Genomic DNA, 18884 nt, shown 5'->3' on the forward strand with positions numbered 1-18884 from the left:
CCTCTTACCGCCGAGGGCGCATCATCGGGGTATGGCATGGACTCCCGTGGTGAAGCGCTCGGTTTCCGGTGATGTGTTCGAGCAGATCGCCGCCGAGGTGCTGGGCGGGGAGCTGGCGGCGGGAAGCACGCTGCCGAGTGAGCGGCAGCTGGCCGAGGCGCTGGGGGTGTCGCGGCCCGCGGTGCGGGAGGCGTTGCAGCGGTTGGCCGCGGCGGGGCTGGTGGCGGTTCGGCAAGGCGAGGCGACGACGGTGCTCGACTATCGGCGCAGCGCCGGGCTGGAAGTGCTTCCGCGACTGCTGCTTCGGGGTGATTCGATCGATCCCGCGGTCGCTCGCAGCATTCTCGAGGCGCGGCTGCACAACGGGCCGAAGATCGCCGAGCTGGCCGCCGCGCGGGTCCGATCGCGAGGGGCGGACGATCCGCGCGTCGCGAGCGACCTGGCGCTGTTGGGCGACTCCGCCGATTCCCTTGTCGCCGAATCGGATCCACTCACCCAGCAAAGAATCGCACTCGAATTCTGGGACCACATCCTCGACCTCGCCGATTCGATCGCCTTCCGGCTGATGTATTCCATGCTGCGCGCCGCCTACGAACCCGCCTTGGCCGCGCTGGCGCCGATCATGTCCACCGAGGTGGGCAATGGCGTCGCCTATCGAGACCTGGCCGCCGCGATCGCCGCGGGCGAGCCGGAACGGGCCGCCGACACCGCCCGAGCACTGCTCGGGCCGGCGACCACCGCCCTGATCCATGCCCTCGACGGGGCATGATCCACCCGAGGAATGACATGACCGATCACCGTCCGACAACGACGTCGCACGATTCCGACGAGTCCCGTGCGACCGAAACCCGCCGAACCCCTGACCGTGGCTCGCCACGGTCGATCCGGCGCAGCATGCCCCTGAGCGAGGCGGCCCGCGAATTCCTCCGGCATCCGTCACCCTGGATGATCGCCGCGGTCTTCGTGGTCGCGGCGAGTACCCGCATCGCCATCGGCGACTGGCAGCTCACCGATGCCCTTGTCCCCGTGGTGATTCTGGCCGCGTTCCCGCTCATCGAGTGGATCATCCACGTCACCGTGCTGCACTGGCGTCCACGGCATCTCGGCCCGCTGACTCTCGACAGCGAGCTGGCCCGCAAACACCGCGAGCACCACGTCGACCCGCGTGACATCCCGCTGATCTTCATTCCGCCGAAGTCGCTGCTGCTCACGATCGTCGCCCTGGTCGCGATCGCCCTGCTCGCCTTCCCCCGCACCGGCCTCGGCCTCACCTTCCTGCTGACCATCACCACACTCGGCCTGCTCTACGAGTGGACGCACTACCTGATCCACACCGACTACAAGCCGAAACATGCCCTGTACCGGGCTGTTTGGCGCAATCACCGCCACCACCACTACAAGAACGAGCACTACTGGTTCACCGTGACCACCTCCGGCACCGCCGACCGTCTCCTGGGCACCGCCCCCGACCCGGCCACGACACCGACCTCCCCCACGGCGCGCAACCTCCACGCCGGCTAGATCCCAGGCATCGCCTCGGGGCAGCACTCGGACCCGGCTCGCACCATCAGGCGAGCCGGGTTTTTACTTGACACATTAATACCCTAGGGGGGTATGGTACCGGGCACGGGACGCACTCCGCTCGAAAGGACGAAAGTCGTGACTACGCAATCGCAATCCACCCGGAAGTGGTGGGCGCTGGCGGTGATCGCCGCCGCGCAGTTCATGGTCATCATGGACACCTCGATCATCGGGATCGCGCTGCCCAAGATGCAGGCCGAACTCGGATTCACGCCGGGCAATCTGACGTGGGTGTTCAACGCCTACGTGATCGCGTTCGGCGGTCTGCTGCTACTCGGCGGCAGGCTCTCCGATCTACTCGGCGCTCGCCGGGTATTCGCCGCGGGCTGGGTGGTGCTCGGCCTCGGCTCCGTCATCGCCGGTGCCGCGGGCAATGTCGGCGTCGAGCTGGCCGGTCGGGCGATCCAGGGTGGTGGTGCGGCGCTGATCGCGCCTTCCGCACTCACGCTGCTGATGATGCTGTTCGGCGGCTCGCCCCAGGAGCTCACCAAGGCGCTCGCCGTGTATGGCGCGGCCGCGCCCGCCGGCGGTACCGCGGGCGTGTTCCTCGGTGGTGTGATCACCGAATACATCAGCTGGCCTTGGGTTTTCTACATCAACATTCCGATCGCCGTGCTGGCGCTGATCGCCGTGCCGCTGCTGATGCCCGCCGCTCCGGCGCGCAAGGGGTCCATCGATATCGCGGGATCCGTCACTGTGACAGCCGGTTTGGCGGCCGCGGTGTACGCGATCGTGCAGGCACCGGAGGTCGGTTGGGCCTCGGGTGAGACCTGGGGTGTGCTGGCGCTGGCTGCCGCGCTGCTGGCCGGCTTCGTCGCCATCCAGTCCCGGCGTGGCGAGCCGCTCATGCGGCTGAGCATCTTCCGCGCACCGAACCTGGCCGCCGCCAACTTCGCCCAGTTCGCGCTGGCCGCCGCGTGGGTACCGATGTGGTTCTTCCTCAACCTGTACCTGCAGCAGGTGCTCGGGTACAGCGCGTTCCCGTCGGGTGCGGCACTACTGCCGATGACCACGCTGATCATGCTCGGCATGGTGGTGCTCGCCCCGAAGGCGATGCAACGTTTCGGTGCGAAACCGATGATCGTCACCGGCCTGATCGTGCTCGGCCTCGGCCTCGGGGTGATGTCGCTGGTGCGGCCGACCGGCAACTTCTGGATCGACGTGCTGCCCGCCTCGCTGATAGCCGCAGGGGGTATGTCGCTGGCCTTCATTCCCTCGCTCGGCACCGCCATCTCGGCGGCACGACCCGAGGAAGGCGGGCTGGCCTCGGGCATCGTCAACGTCAGCTACCAGGTGGGTTCGGCGCTCGGCCTGGCAGCGATGACGGCGGTGGCCGCCGCGTTCGGCGCGAGCGAGCTCGGCGACGCCTCGGCGCTGACCGACGGCTATTCCGCGGCCTTCCTGGGGGCGGGCGTACTCGCCCTGGCAGGCGCGGGAATCACCGCGGCGACCATGCGGACCCCGGCCGCCGACAAGGCCGGCGCGACTGTTTGACAAAGTACCCTAGGGGGGTATGGTAATGATCGAGAGCGAAGCGAGGAGAGTTCCATGAGCACCACCACTGTCACCGTCACCGGCATGACCTGCGGCTGCTGCGTCAACAAGGTCCGCGACAAGGTCGGCGCCCTGCCCGGCGTCACCGGTGTCGATGTCGACCTGGCCGCAGGCTCGGTAACCATCGACGGCACCGAGCCCGAACGCACCGCCCTCGCCGACGCCGTAGCCGCGGCCGGCTTCCAACTCGCAGACTGAACGGATACGGAGCATCCCGATGAACGCAACAGGCAAGTTCGCCGGATTCACCCTCGGCCTCGCGGCGGTCTTCGGGATCGCTCTGGCCGCAGGTGCCCTGATCGGTCCGCAACCTTCCGAACCGGCCGGGCACGGCGAGCACTCGACCGCGGCGGCACCGTTTACCGATCTCCCCGGCGGGCTGCTCGCCACCGACCAGGGCTACACGCTGGCCCTGGACAAGCCGAACACCACCACCGCACCGCAGTCGCCCACAAGTTTTCGCATCCTCGACGCGAACGGCGCACCGGTGACGAAGTACGTGAACAGCCACGACAAAGACCTGCACCTGATCGTGGTCCGACGCGACATGGCGGGCTTCCAGCATGTCCACCCGGTCCTCGATCCGGCCGGAACCTGGACAGTCCCGCTGAACCTCAGCCGGGGCGGCGACTACCGCGTCTACGCCGACTTCACCCCCCAGGGTGGGTCGAACCTGACGCTCGGCGCCGATCTGCGGGTCGCGGGCAACTACGACGTGCAGACACTGCCCGCCCCCGCCGCCACCGCGCAGGTCGGCGAGTACACGGTCGCGCTGAACGGCACGGTCGCCCCCGGCACCGCGTCGAAGTTGACGCTGTCGGTCAGCCGCAACGGCACCCCCGTCACCGACCTGCAGCCCTACCTCGGGGCCTACGGTCACCTGGTAGCCCTGCGCGCCGCCGACCTCGCCTACCTGCACGTTCATCCCGAGGGCATGCCCGGCGACGGAGTCACCCCCGCCGGACCCGGCATCGACTTCATCGTGAACGCACCGAGCGCCGGCGACTATCGCCTGTTCCTCGACTTCCAGCACCAGGGCGTGGTGCGCACCGCCGAGTTCACGGTGCGGGTCGCCGCGCCGAACGCCACCGGTGCGAGCAACCCCGCCCCGACCAGCGCGCCCGCCGACCACGGCACCCCCGGCCACGGCCACTGACCCCACCTGTTTCACCCGCGATCGCTCAGCAAGAATTGCTATCAGGAACGAAGGAGCACCCCATGACCGCCGTGACACACCCACCGGGCACCGGCCAGGTAGAACTGGTGATCGGTGGCATGACCTGCGCTTCCTGCGCGAACCGGATCGAGAAGAAGCTCAACAAGCTCGACGGGGTCACCGCCACGGTCAACTACGCGACCGAGAAGGCGCGCGTCGACTTCACCGGTGACGTCTCCCCCGAGGCGCTGATCGCCACCGTCGAGCAGGCCGGCTACACCGCGGCACTCCCCGCGCCGAAGAAGCCCGAGACCGACGAAACGCCGGTCGCCGACGCGGACCCGACGGCCTCGCTGCGCACCCGGCTGATCGTGTCGGCGCTGCTCACCGTGCCGGTGATCGCGATGGCGATGATCCCGGCGCTGCAGTTCACCAACTGGCAGTGGCTCTCGCTCACGCTGGCCGCACCGGTCGTGATCTGGGGCGCGCTGCCCTTCCACAAAGCCGCGTGGACCAACCTGAAGCACGGCACCGCCACCATGGACACCCTGGTCTCGATGGGCACGCTCGCCGCGTTCGGCTGGTCGCTGTACGCGCTGTTCTGGGGCACGGCGGGCACGCCGGGAATGAAGCACCCGTTCGAGTTCACCATCGCGCGGATGGACGGCACCGGCAGCATCTACCTCGAAGCCGCGGCGGGCGTGACCACGTTCATCCTGGCCGGGAGGTATTTCGAGGCACGGTCGAAGCGACGGGCGGGCGCGGCACTGAGGGCCCTGCTCGAGCTCGGCGCGAAGGACGTCGCGGTTCTTCGCGGCGGCGTCGAGACGCGAATTCCGGTGGAACAGCTGGCAGTCGGTGACGAGTTCATCGTGCGGCCGGGCGAGAAGATCGCCACCGACGGTGTGATCACCGAGGGGACGTCGGCGGTCGACGCGTCCATGCTCACCGGCGAGTCGGTGCCGGTCGAGGTCGGCGTCGACGATGGCGTCACCGGCGCCACCGTGAACGTCGGCGGACGACTCGTCGTGCGCGCCACCAGGATCGGCGCCGACACCCAGCTCGCCCAGATGGCGCAGCTCGTCGAGGACGCGCAGACCGGCAAGGCGCAGGCACAGCGGCTGGCCGACCGGATCTCCGGCATCTTCGTCCCGATCGTCATCGCGCTCGCCGTGGCCACCCTCGGATTCTGGCTCGGCACCGGCGGATCCATCGCCGCCGCCTTCACGGCGGGCGTGGCGGTGCTGATCATCGCCTGCCCCTGCGCCCTCGGCCTGGCCACCCCGACCGCGCTGATGGTCGGCACCGGACGCGGCGCGCAGCTGGGCATCCTGATCAAGGGACCCGAGGTGCTCGAATCGACCCGCAAGGTCGACACCATCGTGCTGGACAAGACCGGCACCGTCACCACCGGCAAGATGACGCTGCTCGACGTGATCCCCGCCGAGGGCGAACTCGGCAGCAAGGTGCTGGAACTCGCTGGTGCACTGGAGGATTCGTCGGAGCACCCGATCGCGCAGGCCATCGCCAAGGGCGCACGCGACGAGTTCGGCACCCTGCTGCCGGTGGAGGGTTTCGCCAATGTCGAAGGCCTCGGCGTGCAGGGCGTGGTCGACGGTCACGCGGTGATCGTCGGCCGGGCGCGACTGCTGGCCGACTGGTCACAGCCACTCGACGAGACGCTGGAAACCGCACTGGCGGAAGCGGAATCGGCGGGCAAGACCGCGGTCGCGATCGGCTGGGACGGCAGAGCGCGCGGCGTGCTGGTTGTCGCCGACGCGGTGAAGCCGAGCTCGGCGCAGGCCATCGCGCAGTTCCGCGAGCTCGGGCTGACGCCGATCCTGCTCACCGGTGACAATGCCCGCGCGGCCCGCACCATCGGCGACGAAGTGGGCATCGACGAGGTCATCGCCGAGGTGCTGCCGCAGGACAAGGTCGACACCGTCAAGCGGCTGCAGGCCGAGGGCAAGGTCGTCGCCATGGTCGGTGACGGCGTCAACGACGCGGCCGCCCTGGCCCAGGCCGACCTCGGCCTGTCGATGGGCACCGGCACCGACGTCGCCATCGAGGCCAGCGACCTCACCCTCGTCCGCGGCGACCTCCGCGCCGCCGCCGACGCGATCCGCCTGTCGCGCCGCACCCTGGCCACGATCAAGGGCAACCTGTTCTGGGCCTTCGCCTACAACGTGGCCGCCATCCCCCTGGCCATGGCGGGCCTGCTCAACCCGATGCTGGCCGGCGCCGCGATGGCGTTCAGCTCGGTCTTCGTGGTGAGCAACAGCCTGCGCCTGCGCCGGTTCTCCTCGACCGCGCAGTAGGCCCTCGGCCAGAGGCGAGGTCCGTGGATCTACGGACCTCGCCTCGTCAGAACAGGTACTGCTGGTCTGCCGAGATGAAGAAGCCGTGACCGCCGGCGTCGCAGCGAACGCCCTGCTGGGTGGAGGTGCAGGCGGCGCCGCGGACGATGATGGTGTCACCGTAGTTCAGGGTCTTTCCGCCGCCCTTGTTGGTGCCGTCCACCGGCTCGCCGACGAAGAAGCCCTGGTTGGTGCACAGGAATTCCGCTGTGCCGCCGTAGATGTGGGCGGCGACCTTGCGGGCCGGCGAGTTGTCGCAGGTGGGGAGTTCGGGCGGGATCACGTGTGTATCGGCCAGCTGGCAGCCGACGCCGAGGGTGCCTTCTTCGACGAAGCCGCACAGGATGTTGCCGGTGGGCGACTGGAAGTAGAAGTTGTTGCGCTGCTGGTAGTCGCGGGCGTCGACGGTGGCGTCGTCGCGGGTGGGCAGGTCGGCCGGACTCGGGCCGGTGCCGGGCGCGGTGGGTGGCTCGTTGGAGGCAGGCGCGACGGTCGAAGCGTTGCCCTGATCCGCGGGCTGGGTGGTCACCGGCACGCGCGATTGCGTGGACGCACCGTCACACGCGGCGAGCCCACCGGCGAGCACCGCCAGCGCGGCCACCGCGATTACTGATCTCATGATCTCTCCCCTCGATGTCCGACCCCATTCGAAGGAAGAATCGACAGCAGGAGCGGATTCGTTTCCTTCGCTCATGAACCGTGACCCACCCGAGGTGAGCCCGTGACGACAGCTCAGCACGTCTGGTACGCCGCGTACGGCTCCAACATGCACGCGCGGCGGTTCGCCTACTACCGCGAGGGCGGCACCCCGCCCGGAACCGACCACACCTATCCGGGGTTCCGTGACCGGTCCGCACCGGCCTCCGTCGCACCGCTCGACCTACCGGGAAGCCTGTATTTCGCCTGGCAGAGCCCCGTGTGGACGGGCGGAGTCGGGTTCTATGCCGCGCGCCCGGCGGCGGGCTGGCCGATCGGCGCGGCGGCCCGGGGGTACTTGCTGACCGTCGGTCAGTTCGGCGACCTGCTGGCGCAGGAGATGTATCGAAGCCCGGCGATCGACTTCGATTTGGCGCCGGTCCTCGCCGACGGTGCGGTGCGGCTCGGGCCGGGGCGGTACGAGACGGTGGTGCACGCGGGGACGCACGACGGGATTCCCGTCCTCACCTTCACCTCACCGTGGGACCCGGAAACCGTTGCCCTGCGACGGCCCTCGGCCCGATATCTGACGATGATCGGCGCCGGGCTGCGCGAATCACACGGCTGGGAGCCCGATCGCGTCGTCGAGTACCTGCGGGTGCGGCCCGGAATCGCCGGGCACTGGACCGAAGCCGACCTGCGCGGCGCGCTACTCGGCGGCACCGGACTCGAGCCGCCCTAGATTTTCGGCGCGCCGATCGCGGGTACTCCCCTGGTGCGGGACGTCGACCACCGGGAGCACACGCATGGAGTGGTTCACGGCACCGGAGTACTGGCAGGGCAGGCTGATCTTCCAGCGTGGCCTGGCGGTGATCTACGCCCTCGCCTTCCTGACGGCGGCGCGGCAGTTCCGCGCGCTCCTCGGTGAGCGCGGGATGCTGCCCATCCCGCGATACCTGGCCCGGACGCCGTTCCGCCGGTCACCCAGCCTGTTCCACCTGCGCTACTCCGATCGGTTCTACGCGGGCATCGCCTGGTTCGGTGCGGTGCTCGCGGCGGCGGTCGCGTTCGGCCTCGCCGATCTGGTGCCGCTGTGGGCGGCCATGGCGCTGTGGTTGCTGCTGTGGGCGCTGTATCTGTCGATCGTCAACGTGGGGCAGACCTGGTACTCGTTCGGCTGGGAATCACTGCTGCTCGAGGCGGGGTTCCTGGCGATCTTCCTCGGCAACGACACCGTCGCGCCGCCGCTGCTGGTGTTGTTCGCCGCGCGCTGGCTGCTGTTCCGGGTGGAGTTCGGGGCCGGGCTGATCAAGATGCGCGGCGATCGGTGCTGGCGCGACCTCACCTGCCTGTACTACCACCACGAGACCCAGCCGATGCCCGGCCCGCTGAGCTGGTTCTTCCACCATCTGCCCCGGCCGCTGCACCGGGTGGAGGTCGCCGCCAATCATGTCGCGCAGCTGATCGTGCCGTTCGGGCTGTTCGCGCCGCAGCCGGTGGCGAGCGTCGCGGCGGGCGTCATCATCGTCACGCAGTCGTGGCTGGTGGTCTCCGGCAATTTCGCCTGGCTGAACTGGGTGACTTTGCTGCTGGCCACCACCGCCGTCAGCGCGTACCCGGTACTGCCGGACGCGCCGCCGGTGGCCGAGCCGCCCGGGTGGTTCCTCGGCGCCGTCGTCGCCTTCGTCGCGATGGTGGTGGTGCTGAGCTTCTGGCCGGTGCGCAACCTCCTCTCCGCACAGCAGGCGATGAACGCCTCGTTCGACCCGTTGCACCTGGTCAACACCTATGGCGCGTTCGGCAGCATCACCCGGGTTCGCCAGGAGATCGTGCTGGAGGGCACCGATGCCACCCACCTCACGCCGGACACGGTGTGGCGCGAATACGAGTTCAAGGGCAAACCGGGCGACCCTCGGCACCGTCCACGCCAGTGGGCGCCCTATCACCTGCGGCTGGACTGGTTGATGTGGTTCGCCGCGCTGTCGCCGGCCTACGCGCGATCGTGGGCACTGCCGCTGGCGATCCGGCTGCTCGACAACGACCCCGATACCCTGCGCCTGCTGCGGCGCTGCCCCTTCCCCGACGCACCGCCGCACTACGTGCGCGCCCGGCTGTACGAGTACCACTTCAGTACGCCCGCCGAACTGTTCCGCGAACGGATCTGGTGGCGCCGAACCCTGATCGGCGAGTTCCTGCCGCCGCTGAGTCACGCGCGCCTCGACCGGCGCCGGGAATGAGAAAAGCCCGGCACGACGGCCGGGCTTTTCGTTGAGCGGATGACGAGATTCGAACTCGCGACCCTCACCTTGGCAAGGTGATGCGCTACCACTGCGCCACATCCGCGTGCCTTCCGAAACCGATCCGGCGAGCGCCGGTGACTTCGTCGTGCGAGTACGAACTTTAGCGCGAAACTCCCGAACTACGAAATCCGGGCTCACTCATCACCCGGATCGGCGGTGAGAACCCGCGTCGGCGGGCACCGTTAAGCAGGTCACAAGGTTGCGGAAAAGACTGCGGGGGAAGGTCTTTCGCAGGCGGTTGTGACCGCGTGAATCATGGGAGGAACGGCAATGAAGTCTCTGGGGATGATCGCGGCGGGCGTTGCGATGACGGCGCTGACCGTGTTGGGGGCCGGACCGGCGCACGCCGACTTCACCGACCCGGTGGAGTACACCGACAGCGGGGAGAACGTGGAGGACGAAGGGTTCGGGGAGTACGCGGTCAACCGTTCCGACCCGAACTCGTGCCTGGTGGTGCAGAACCACACCGGCGGGCAGGTGACGGTTCGGTTGAACTACCCGACCAGCGGCGGAAAGTGGCTGTTCAACCACGATCAGGTCGGTGTGCTGATGCGCAACGGCAAGGTGGTCACCTCACCGTCCGGGAATTGGAATGTGCGCACGAACCCGCCGATCAGGTTCAACTGGGTCTACGACGGCAACATGAACACCCGCAGGGGCTGCAACGGGTCGTGGGTGCTGACGATGAACTGAGCCGCAGGGGTCCGGTGCGCCGCCACGCACCGGACCCGCCCGGTCAGCTCGGCTTCGACGCGCCGCCTGCGACGACGGGGGCGAAGGCGGCGCGGTGGTCGGCGGCCCAGGCGGCGTAGCCGCGAGGTGGTCTGCCGAGGGCGCGTTCGATGTCGTCGGTGATGAGCTCGTTGTGGCCGCCGCGGATGAAGGCCTGGCCGGTCAGTGAACCTTCCACGAACGCGGGCGGAAGACCCGCGGCGACCATGAACGCGCGGGCGTCGGCTTCGGCGATGTCGGTGACGGCGATCGGGCGGTCGAGAACCTGCGCGAGAACGTCGGCCTGGTCGCGGGCGGTGTGCAGATCGGGGCCGGTCAGTGTGTAGATGCGGCCGTGGTGGTCGTTCGAGCGCAGCGCCGCCGCGGCGACCGCCGAGACATCGCGCGGGTCGACTACGGCCTGCCTGCCGTCGCCGGTGAGGTTCGGGACGGGGTGACCGTTGCCGAGCGGTTCGATCCAGCTGAACGTATTCGACGCGAAAGTGTTGGGGCGCAGGATCGTCCACTCCAAGCCGGAGTCGCGCACGGCCTGCTCCCCTGGCACATGCCAGGAACCCGGCACGCCGAGACGTGGGTCGCCGGTGCCGACCGCGGACAGCTTCACCACTCGCCGCACACCGGCCTTTCGCGCGGCAGCCACCAGTTCGGCATCGGTGCCGGTGCCGTCCGGGCCGGGGATCCCGACGAGGAACGCGGCCTCTACGCCCGTCATGGCGGGCCCGAACGTCGCCGGATCGCGGTAGTCCACCCGCACCACCTCGACTCCGGCGGGGAACCCTGCCCGCGCCGGGTCGCGGGTCGCCGCCCGGACGGCGACGCCCTCGGCTGCCAGCTGTCGGACGATGTCACTTCCGATGGTGCCTGTCGCACCGGTGATCAGGATCATGGAACGAGCATGGCCGCCGGGCTGCCTGCGGATATAGGAGAAATCGGCACGGACATCCCGGCCCGCGCCGCCTACAGTCGACCAGGTGGAGTATCTGACCCCGGCGCACATCGAGACGCCCGTGACAACACCGGAATCGTTGCGCCCGTGGCTCACCGAACTCACCAGCACGCCGCTGTTCGACGACCTCGCTCAGCCGTTCGCGCATCCGCCCGTCGCGACGACCACGGTCGTCCTGCGTACCGAAAAGTCCGGTCGCGGTAGCGCGTTCGTCGTCGGCGCGCAGACGAAGGCGTCCTACTCGACACCCGAGGAGCCCGCCGGGTGCGTGCGGCTGCGCCTGGAACCGGGCGTGACCCGCCAGCTGCTCGGCGTGACCGCGGGCGAACTCACCGACCGCGTCGTTCGACTCGACGAATTGCCGGGTCCGCTGGGCGGTTTCGCGACGGAACTGACGGGCGTGCCCACCGCACACGCGATCACCCATCTGGAAGATCTACTGCCGCACAGTATCTCGGAGTCGGATACCGATCGGGCGCACCGGATCGTGCTGCGCGAGGCGATCTCGGCGCTCACCGCCGACAACGCCCCCGCACTCTCCGAACTCACCGCGCGCCTCGCTGTCAGCGAGCGCCAGCTGCGCAACCTGTTCACCACGGGAATCGGACTGTCCCCCAAGCATTTCGCTCGCATTCAACGCCTGCGCCGGGTCCTCGCCTACGCGGGCGACACCCCATGGTCACACCTCGCGGCGAGTACCGGCTTCTACGATCAGTCCCACCTCACCGCCGACTTCCGCACCCTCATGGGCGTCCCACCCGCCGCCTACCTTCGCGGCAAGCTGCCGGCACCGACGCGCTGCCGGATTCCGCGCTGAGTCAACCCTCGGCGGGCATCCATCACACCGCCGAACGGGCACGGCGGCGATCACGACGCGGGCGCGGTCACCACCCTGATCGTGGGCGGATGTCGCAGGCTCTGACCGACCACGCAATAACGCTCGGTGAGTTCGCCGAGCTTGACCAAGGTGGCCTCGTCGACGGCATCCGAGGTGGTGACGGTGATCGTCACGGCGATCGGTGAAACCCCGACCTCCGCGGTCCGATCGATGCCCAACGTGCCGGTGGCGTCGAAGGAAGCTGCCGCCTCCACGTCGGCGCCCGTGATCGGCAGGCCCATCGCGGTGGCGACGCTGCGGCAGGTCACCCCGGCGCAGGCCGCCACCGCCTCGAGCAGCATGTCACCCGAGCAGGCGTCGGCGCCGTCACCGCCGGTGGCGCGGTGCAGCCCGGCACGGACCGGGCCCGCGAAGGTCCGCACCGTGCAGGTGATGCCGGATTCGGTGAACGAACCAGCGGCGCGCAGGGCGGTGACCGCGGCGGCCGGGTCGTCCCGGTAGCGCTGTTTCACCGGAGCTTGCAGGGCCTTCAACTCCGCCGCGGTGGTCATCTCCCGAGCGTATGCCCGCCCGGGGCCGAAATGTCAGCCCTCGGTGTCCTGCGTTTTCTCTGCCTTGCGGGCGAAACGTTCGGCCGCTTCGGCTTCGTCGAGGGCGGTGGCCTCTTCGAGGGAAGGGGCACTGCCACCGAGCCGTTTCGGGACCCAGTAGGCGCCGGGCTCGTGCTCATAGGATTCTTGCAGGTCGGCGAGCATTTCCTGCATGGTGGAGCGAAGCTGGGCGGTGAGGTCGGCGGCGGGTTCGTAGGGCTGGATGGGGGTACCGACGGCGATCGAGATGGGGGTGTTGGTGCGGCCGAGCCGCTTGGGGAAGCCCTTGGTCCAGACGCGCTGGGCGCCCCAGATGGTGATCGGGATGATCGGGACGCCCGCCTCCAGTGCCATGCGGGCCGCGCCGGACTTGAATTCCTTGATCTCGAAGCTGCGGCTGATCGTGGCCTCGGGGTACACGCCGACGAGCTCGCCGTCGCGCAGGTACTGCACCGCCGATTGGTAGGAGTCGGCGCCCGCGGTGCGGTCGACCGGAATGTGCTTGAGAGTGCGCATGATCGGGCCGGAGATCTTGTTGTCGAACACTTCCTGCTTGGCCATGAACCTGATGTAGCGGCGGGGGGTGCGCACAGGCAGACCCGCGTAGGTGAAGTCCATGTAACCGGTGTGGTTGACCGCCAGCACGGCGCCGCCGGTGGCGGGGATGTTGTCCGCCCCCTTGACGGTGAACTTCAGACCTTCGAGGAAGAACAGGGTTCGGGCCACGCCGATGATCGAGAAGTAGAGGGGTTCCACAAGTACGCAAGCGTAGTCGTAGATCCCCGCATCGGCAGGGGTGCCATCGGCGCGGGCGGCCACCGTAGAATCGCGGCGTTCGCCCGCGCAGCGAATCCGCTTCGCGCACACCGGTCTACACCCCGGCGAGTCCGCTCGCCCCGACAGTCACTCCCCCGCCGTCGTCACAGGCGGGTGCCACGACCTAGGAATCGAGGAACGTCGTAGTGGAACGCGCCCAGCTTGCCCAGACCCGCCCGCACCGCGCCTACGCGCTGGTCACGGGATTGACCGTCGCCGCGGCGCTGGTCGCCGGGTGCGATTCGGTGTCGGGGATCCCGGGCGATCCGGTCGAGAGGACCACTACCGCGTCGACCACGACCGCCGCGGCGCCGACGACCGCGACTCAGGCCATCGCACCCGGTGAACCGGCGCCCAACAGCCCACTGCCCGCCGACGCACCCCAGGTCGGCGCGGTCGCAGGCCACGCCGACGCCGTCACCGCCGTGCGCCGCTGGGCGGCCGACCTACAAACCGGCACGGTGCAAGAACTCCAGGACAACTGCTGGACCATTCCGCCTGCCACCGTCGCCGAGATGTACGCCGACCCCCAGTCGGTGCTGGCTGCCCTCGCCACCCCGGGCACCGCGACCGCCGACACCGTGACCTGGCGTAACCGAACCGTTACCGTCACCGTCGACCGCGAGTCCGTGGCTTCCGGATATGCCTGCGGACGGGTGTCCGCCGCGGGCGTCGAGCCCGGTTACGACGACGCCGACGCGCGCCACGCCGTGCGCCGCTACCTCGCCCGCGCCACCGGCAAACCACTCAACGCGGCAGACATCGAAGCAGACCATCCGCTGACCTGCAAGGCCTCGCCCGCGAGCTGGGATCCCGAGGGCACCGGCAACCCCGTAGCAGCCCCCTTGACAGGCGACTCGGGCAAAGTAGGCAATGTCACCTCCTACACCGGCGAGGAGCTACGATCCGAGCAGGTTCGTGGCGACTACCTGGCAGTTCACGTCCCTGTGACCACCTCACCCGGGGGCACGCGGACGCGCACTTTCACGGTTGTCGCGACCGCTGAGGGCTATTGCATCGGTGACGTAACGATTTAGCCACTACCCTGGTTGGCTGGTACGCCGAAGCAGTCAGGGGGCCCGAGGCGGTAGCTCGCCATTGATCCGGCGAATCAGATCCTGGTAGGAGGAAACAGCTCGTGCAGATCACCAGCGTCGGACACGCCGGCTTCCATATCCGAACCGAGGCCGGCACGATCCTGTGCGATCCCTGGGTGAACCCCGCGTACTTCGCGTCGTGGTTCCCCTTCCCCGACAACTCCCAGCTCGACTGGGAGACCCTCGGCGATGTCGACTACCTGTACGTCTCGCACCTGCACCGCGATCACTTCGACGCCGCCCACCTGGCGAAGTACGTGAACAAGGACGCCACGATCCTGCTGCCCGACTACCCGGTGCTCGACCTGCGCCGTGAGCTCGAGGCGCTGGGGTTCACCAAGTTCTTCGAGACCGAGGACTCGGTCAAGCACACGATCACCGGGCCGAAGGGCTCCGTCGACATCATGATCGTCGCGTTGCGCGCGCCCGCCGACGGCCCGATCGGCGACTCCGGCATTCTCATCTCCGACGGTGAGACCACCTGTTTCAACATGAACGACGCCCGACCGGTGGACATGGACGTCATCCACGACGCGTTCGGCGATATCGACATCCACCTGCTGCAGTATTCGGGCGCCATCTGGTACCCGGCGGTGTACGACATCCCGGCGCGGACCAAGGCCAACTTCGGCAAGCAGAAGCGTCAGCGCGGGATGGATCGCGCGCGCTCCTACATCGAGCAGGTCGGCGCGACCTGGGTGGTGCCCTCGGCCGGTCCGCCGGTGTTCCTCGACTCCGAGCTGCGCTATCTCAACGACGATCGCGGCGACGAAGGCAACATCTTCCCCGATCAGATCGTGTTCCTCGATCAGATGAACATTCACGGCAACCCCGGCGGGATCCTGATGATCCCCGGTTCGGTCGCCGATGTTCGCGGCAAGGACCTCGACCTCACGCACCCGTTCGACCCGGATCGGATCTACGGCGACAAGGCCGCCTACATCGAGGAGATGGCTCAACGTTTCGCGCCGGTGCTGGCCGCGGAGAAGGCGTCGTGGGAGACCGGCGAGGGTTCGCTGCTCGAGCCGCTGCGTGAGCTCTTCGAACCGATCATGAAGCAGAGCGCGCTGATCAGCGACGGCATCGGCTACCCCGTTGGCCTGGTGATCGGCGAGGAGACCATCGTCCTGGACTTCCCGCACCGCACCGTGCGCGCGCCGCTCGAAGGCGAAGGCCGCTACCGCTACGGCTTCCGTATCGCCCCCGAACTGGTGCGCACCGTGCTGCGCGACAACGAGCCGGACTGGGTGAACACGATCTTCCTGTCCACCCGCTTCCAGGCGTGGCGCATCGGCGGTTACAACGAGTTCCTCTACACCTTCTTCAAGTGCCTCACCGACGAGCGCATCGCCTACGCCGACGGCTGGTTCTCCGAGGCACACGACGACTCCGCCGTCACCGAACTCGACGGCTGGGAAGTCCAGCGCCGCTGCCCCCACCTCAAGGCCGACCTCTCCAAATTCGGTGTGGTGGAAGGCAACAACCTCACCTGCAACCTGCACGGCTGGCAGTGGGATCTGGAATCGGGTCGCTGCAAGACCTCGAAGGGTCACGAGCTGCGCTCGCGCAAGCTCTGAACCTTGAACCGGGGACGTCGGCCGGAGTAGCTTGAGTTCGGGGACCGTCGAGATCCACCCGCCCCGTCTCCACGATCACACACTGCGCTTGTTCGGCTCATTCCCTACCCGACCAGGGAGCGACGATGACCGGCACACAAGTATCGACCTTGCTCGACGCGATCCGCGGTGAGGTGATCACCGCGGACTCACCCGGCTACGACCAGGCGCGCTCGGTCTACAACGCGATGATCGACCGCCGACCCCTCGCGATCGTCCGCGCGGTCGACGTCGCCGACGTGCGGACCACCGTCGACGCCGCCCGCGAGAGCGGACTCGACCTCGCCATCCGCGCCGGCGCCCACAGCGTGCCCGGTTTCGGCACCGTCGACGACGGCATCGTCTTGGACCTGAGCGCCATGAAGGGCATCCGCATCGATCCCGAGCGGCGGATCGCCCGCGTGCAGGGCGGCTGTAACTGGGGCGACTTCGACCACGCCGCGCATTCCTTCGGGCTCGCCACCACCGGCGGCATCATCTCGACCACCGGCGTCACCGGCCTCACCCTCGGCGGCGGTATCGGCTACCTCGCCCGCGCCTACGGTCTGTCCATCGACAACCTCCGGTCCGCCGATGTGGTGCTGGCCGACGGCACCTTCGTGACCGCGAACGCGACCGAGCACCCCGATCTGTACTGGGCGCTGCGCGGCGGCGGCGGCAACTTCGGTGTGGTCACCGAAATGGAGTTCGACCTGCACCCGGTGGACACGATCTACGGCGGACCCATGTTCTTCGAGCTCGACGTCGCCGAAGAGCTGCTGCGGACCTACCGCGACTGGATCGCGGCGGCACCGCGCGCGATGGGCGCCTTCCCCGGCTTCCAGATCGCGCCGCCGCTGCCGTTCATTCCCGAGGAACGCGTCGGCGAACCGTTCGTCCTCCTGGTGTCCTGCTTCAACGGCACCGATCAGAAGGCCGAAGCCCTGCTCGCGGACCTGCGGGCGGTCGCGACACCGGTGGCCGAGCACGTCGGCCGGATGCCCTACCCGGCCCTCAACAGCGCGTTCGATGGTCTCCTTCCTCCCGGCCTGCAGCACTACTGGAAGGCGGCGTTCCAACCCGAACTCACCGACGGCGCCCTCGCCGCCCATCTCGAGTTCGGCCCGCGAGTGCCCGCGGTGCAGTCCACCATGCACCTCTACCCGATCGACGGCGCCGTGCAGGACGTCGCGGTGGACGACACCGCGTTCGCCTACCGCACCGCGAATTTCGCCCCCGTGATCGCCGGGATGTGGCCCGAGGCGAGCGACAACGACGCCAACATCAAGTGGGTGCGCGACTACCACGCCGCGCTGGAGCCGCACACCGCCGACGGCGGCTACATCAACTTCATGGCCTCCGACGACCAGGGCCGCATCCGCGCCAACTACGGCCCGCACTTCGACCGCCTGGCCGCCGTCAAGAAGACCTACGACCCGGCCAACCTGTTCCACCTCAACCAGAACATCGCACCGGCGCAGTAGTCGGCTACCGGCCGTTCCGCACCATCGTGCTGCGGCTCTGCATGGAGGCGCTCGACGGAGCCGTCGGATCACACCTTCGGCTCGACTCGGTGCCGGTGGTCAAGAAGTGAGATCGGCGGGTTCGGCTACGTGGCGGGCGTATTCGAGAATTCGCAGGGTTTCCACGGCGTCGCGGGGGTCGACCGGGACCGGAGCTCCGTCGAGCAGGGCGGCGGCCATTCCCGCGTAGAAGGCGGGGTAGTCGCCGGGGAGGGTGGGGATCGGCCGTAGATCCTCGCCCGCGCCGAAGGTGCCCCACTTTTCGGGTGGGACTGTGCCCCAAAGTTTTCCGTCGTCCGGGCGGCGGCCTGCGCGCAGTTCGTCTTCCTGGGGGTCGAGGCCGGAGACGGTGTAGCCGTTGGTGGATCCGAGCACGCGCAGACGCGGACCCAGTTGCGGCGCAACGGCACTCATCCACAACTGCGACCGGGTACCGTTGGCGTGGGTGAGGGCGATGAAGGCGTCGTCGTCGGCTTTGACATCAGGGCGGCGGCGGTCGAGTTCGGCGTAGACCTCGGTGACCGGGCCGAACAGCGTCAGCGCCTGGTCGACCAGGTGACTGCCCAGATCGAACAGGATGCCGGCACCGTCCTCTGCCTCGCCCACTTCACGCCAACCACCCTTGGGAACCGGCCGCCACCGCTCGAACCTGGACTCGAACCGGCGGACCTCACCCAGCTCACCGGCATCCATCAGCGCCCGTACGGTCAGAAAGTCGTTGTCCCAGCGACGATTCTGGAAAACACTCAGTGGCAGATCTGCCCGCGCGGCAGCGTCGACCACTTCGTCGGCTTCGGCCGCGGTCACCGCGAACGGCTTGTCCACCACCACCGGCAACCCGGCGGCCAGCGCCTGCAACGCCAGCGGCGCGTGCGAGCGATTCGGCGTGGCGATCACCGCGAGATCGACATCCTCGTCCTCGGCGAACATCTCCTGCGCCGACGCCCACACCCGCACCCCCGGATGCTCGGCCCGCGCCTGTGCGGCCCGCTCCTCCGATGAGGTCACGACCGCGGCCACCCGCATCCGCGGATCGGCGGCGACGAGCGGTGCGTGGAACACCGACCCGGCCAGGCCGTATCCGACTACCGCTACTCCGAGCTGGTCCATCGTTGCCCCTTCGTGGTGGTCTGCGGAATCGCAGTATTCACCGTAGCCGGGCC

18 protein-coding genes and 1 tRNA gene are annotated in these 18884 nt (G+C 68.6%); 13 read left to right on the forward strand and 6 right to left on the reverse strand.

The genetic code is table 11. The features are described 5' to 3' along the window. Positions 1 to 31: 31 nt before the first annotated feature. From ACFULV_RS26840 to ACFULV_RS26865, 6 genes are all read left to right on the forward strand, one after another. A complete protein-coding gene (locus tag ACFULV_RS26840; protein ID WP_378661286.1) occupies positions 32 to 769 on the forward strand; it encodes a FadR/GntR family transcriptional regulator in 738 nt (245 codons plus the stop codon). A gap of 125 nt (positions 770 to 894) precedes the next feature. Continuing rightward, the gene (locus ACFULV_RS26845) at positions 895 to 1521 is read left to right on the forward strand and encodes a sterol desaturase family protein (RefSeq protein ID WP_378661365.1); all 627 of its coding nucleotides are present in this window, start codon (positions 895 to 897) and stop codon (positions 1519 to 1521) included. Between the two features lie 138 nt (positions 1522 to 1659). Beyond that, positions 1660 to 3075 carry an MFS transporter gene (locus ACFULV_RS26850; RefSeq protein ID WP_378637933.1) on the forward strand — a complete coding sequence of 472 codons (1416 nt, stop codon included), beginning with the start codon at positions 1660 to 1662 and terminating at the stop codon, positions 3073 to 3075. 54 nt (positions 3076 to 3129) lie between these two features. Beyond that, entirely contained in the window at positions 3130 to 3333 is a 204-nt protein-coding gene (locus ACFULV_RS26855) for a heavy-metal-associated domain-containing protein (RefSeq protein ID WP_101464960.1), read from the forward strand. 19 nt (positions 3334 to 3352) lie between these two features. Further along, positions 3353 to 4291 (forward strand): hypothetical protein, encoded by a 939-nt coding sequence (locus tag ACFULV_RS26860; protein ID WP_378661288.1) that lies wholly within the window; start codon positions 3353 to 3355, stop codon positions 4289 to 4291. Positions 4292 to 4353: 62 nt separating this feature from the next. After that, positions 4354 to 6609 carry a heavy metal translocating P-type ATPase gene (locus ACFULV_RS26865; RefSeq protein ID WP_378661291.1) on the forward strand — a complete coding sequence of 752 codons (2256 nt, stop codon included), beginning with the start codon at positions 4354 to 4356 and terminating at the stop codon, positions 6607 to 6609. Positions 6610 to 6655: 46 nt separating this feature from the next. On the opposite strand, the gene ACFULV_RS26870 is transcribed toward ACFULV_RS26865, so the two are convergent. Beyond that, positions 6656 to 7267, reverse strand: coding sequence for a DUF6636 domain-containing protein (locus ACFULV_RS26870; RefSeq protein ID WP_378637924.1), 612 nt, complete (start codon positions 7265 to 7267; stop codon positions 6656 to 6658). A gap of 102 nt (positions 7268 to 7369) precedes the next feature. On the opposite strand from ACFULV_RS26870, the gene ACFULV_RS26875 reads away from it, so the two are divergent. Further along, entirely contained in the window at positions 7370 to 8026 is a 657-nt protein-coding gene (locus tag ACFULV_RS26875; RefSeq protein WP_378661294.1) for a histone deacetylase, read from the forward strand. Positions 8027 to 8090: 64 nt separating this feature from the next. Next, positions 8091 to 9521, forward strand: a complete 1431-nt coding sequence (locus tag ACFULV_RS26880) for a lipase maturation factor family protein (RefSeq protein WP_378661297.1) — start codon at positions 8091 to 8093, stop codon at positions 9519 to 9521. A 34-nt stretch (positions 9522 to 9555) separates the two neighbouring features. On the opposite strand, the gene ACFULV_RS26885 is transcribed toward ACFULV_RS26880, so the two are convergent. Next, positions 9556 to 9627: transfer RNA gene (locus ACFULV_RS26885), tRNA-Gly, on the reverse strand. A 227-nt stretch (positions 9628 to 9854) separates the two neighbouring features. Here ACFULV_RS26885 and ACFULV_RS26890 point away from each other — a divergent pair. Further along, complete coding sequence (locus ACFULV_RS26890) at positions 9855 to 10277, forward strand: hypothetical protein (protein WP_378637916.1); 423 nt, start codon at positions 9855 to 9857, stop codon at positions 10275 to 10277. A gap of 43 nt (positions 10278 to 10320) precedes the next feature. On the opposite strand, the gene ACFULV_RS26895 is transcribed toward ACFULV_RS26890, so the two are convergent. Continuing rightward, entirely contained in the window at positions 10321 to 11202 is an 882-nt protein-coding gene (locus tag ACFULV_RS26895) for an SDR family oxidoreductase (RefSeq protein WP_378661300.1), read from the reverse strand. 85 nt (positions 11203 to 11287) lie between these two features. Between ACFULV_RS26895 and ACFULV_RS26900 the strand changes: the two genes are divergently transcribed. Further along, entirely contained in the window at positions 11288 to 12079 is a 792-nt protein-coding gene (locus ACFULV_RS26900) for a helix-turn-helix domain-containing protein (RefSeq protein WP_378661303.1), read from the forward strand. 50 nt (positions 12080 to 12129) lie between these two features. Here the strand turns inward: ACFULV_RS26900 and ACFULV_RS26905 are convergent, their stop codons facing one another. Together ACFULV_RS26905 and ACFULV_RS26910 are read right to left on the reverse strand one after the other, a co-directional pair. Next, complete coding sequence (locus tag ACFULV_RS26905) at positions 12130 to 12651, reverse strand: OsmC family protein (protein WP_378661305.1); 522 nt, start codon at positions 12649 to 12651, stop codon at positions 12130 to 12132. A 33-nt stretch (positions 12652 to 12684) separates the two neighbouring features. Next, positions 12685 to 13446, reverse strand: a complete 762-nt coding sequence (locus tag ACFULV_RS26910) for a lysophospholipid acyltransferase family protein (RefSeq protein WP_378661308.1) — start codon at positions 13444 to 13446, stop codon at positions 12685 to 12687. A 206-nt stretch (positions 13447 to 13652) separates the two neighbouring features. Here ACFULV_RS26910 and ACFULV_RS26915 point away from each other — a divergent pair, with 206 nt between their 5' ends. The 3 genes from ACFULV_RS26915 to ACFULV_RS26925 all read left to right on the forward strand — a co-directional run bounded on the left by ACFULV_RS26915 (position 13653) and on the right by ACFULV_RS26925 (position 17682). Further along, complete coding sequence (locus tag ACFULV_RS26915; RefSeq protein ID WP_378661310.1) at positions 13653 to 14543, forward strand: hypothetical protein; 891 nt, start codon at positions 13653 to 13655, stop codon at positions 14541 to 14543. Positions 14544 to 14644: 101 nt separating this feature from the next. Then, the gene (locus ACFULV_RS26920; protein WP_378661313.1) at positions 14645 to 16180 is read left to right on the forward strand and encodes a Rieske 2Fe-2S domain-containing protein; all 1536 of its coding nucleotides are present in this window, start codon (positions 14645 to 14647) and stop codon (positions 16178 to 16180) included. A gap of 125 nt (positions 16181 to 16305) precedes the next feature. Next, entirely contained in the window at positions 16306 to 17682 is a 1377-nt protein-coding gene (locus ACFULV_RS26925) for an FAD-binding oxidoreductase (protein WP_378661316.1), read from the forward strand. Between the two features lie 99 nt (positions 17683 to 17781). Here ACFULV_RS26925 and ACFULV_RS26930 read toward each other — a convergent pair whose 3' ends face one another. Next, complete coding sequence (locus ACFULV_RS26930) at positions 17782 to 18831, reverse strand: Gfo/Idh/MocA family oxidoreductase (protein ID WP_378661318.1); 1050 nt, start codon at positions 18829 to 18831, stop codon at positions 17782 to 17784. Between the last annotated feature and the right edge of the window lie 53 nt (positions 18832 to 18884).

The organism is Nocardia sp. NPDC057272 (genome assembly GCF_042668615.1).
In the GTDB taxonomy this organism is placed as follows: Bacteria; Actinomycetota; Actinomycetes; order Mycobacteriales; family Mycobacteriaceae; genus Nocardia.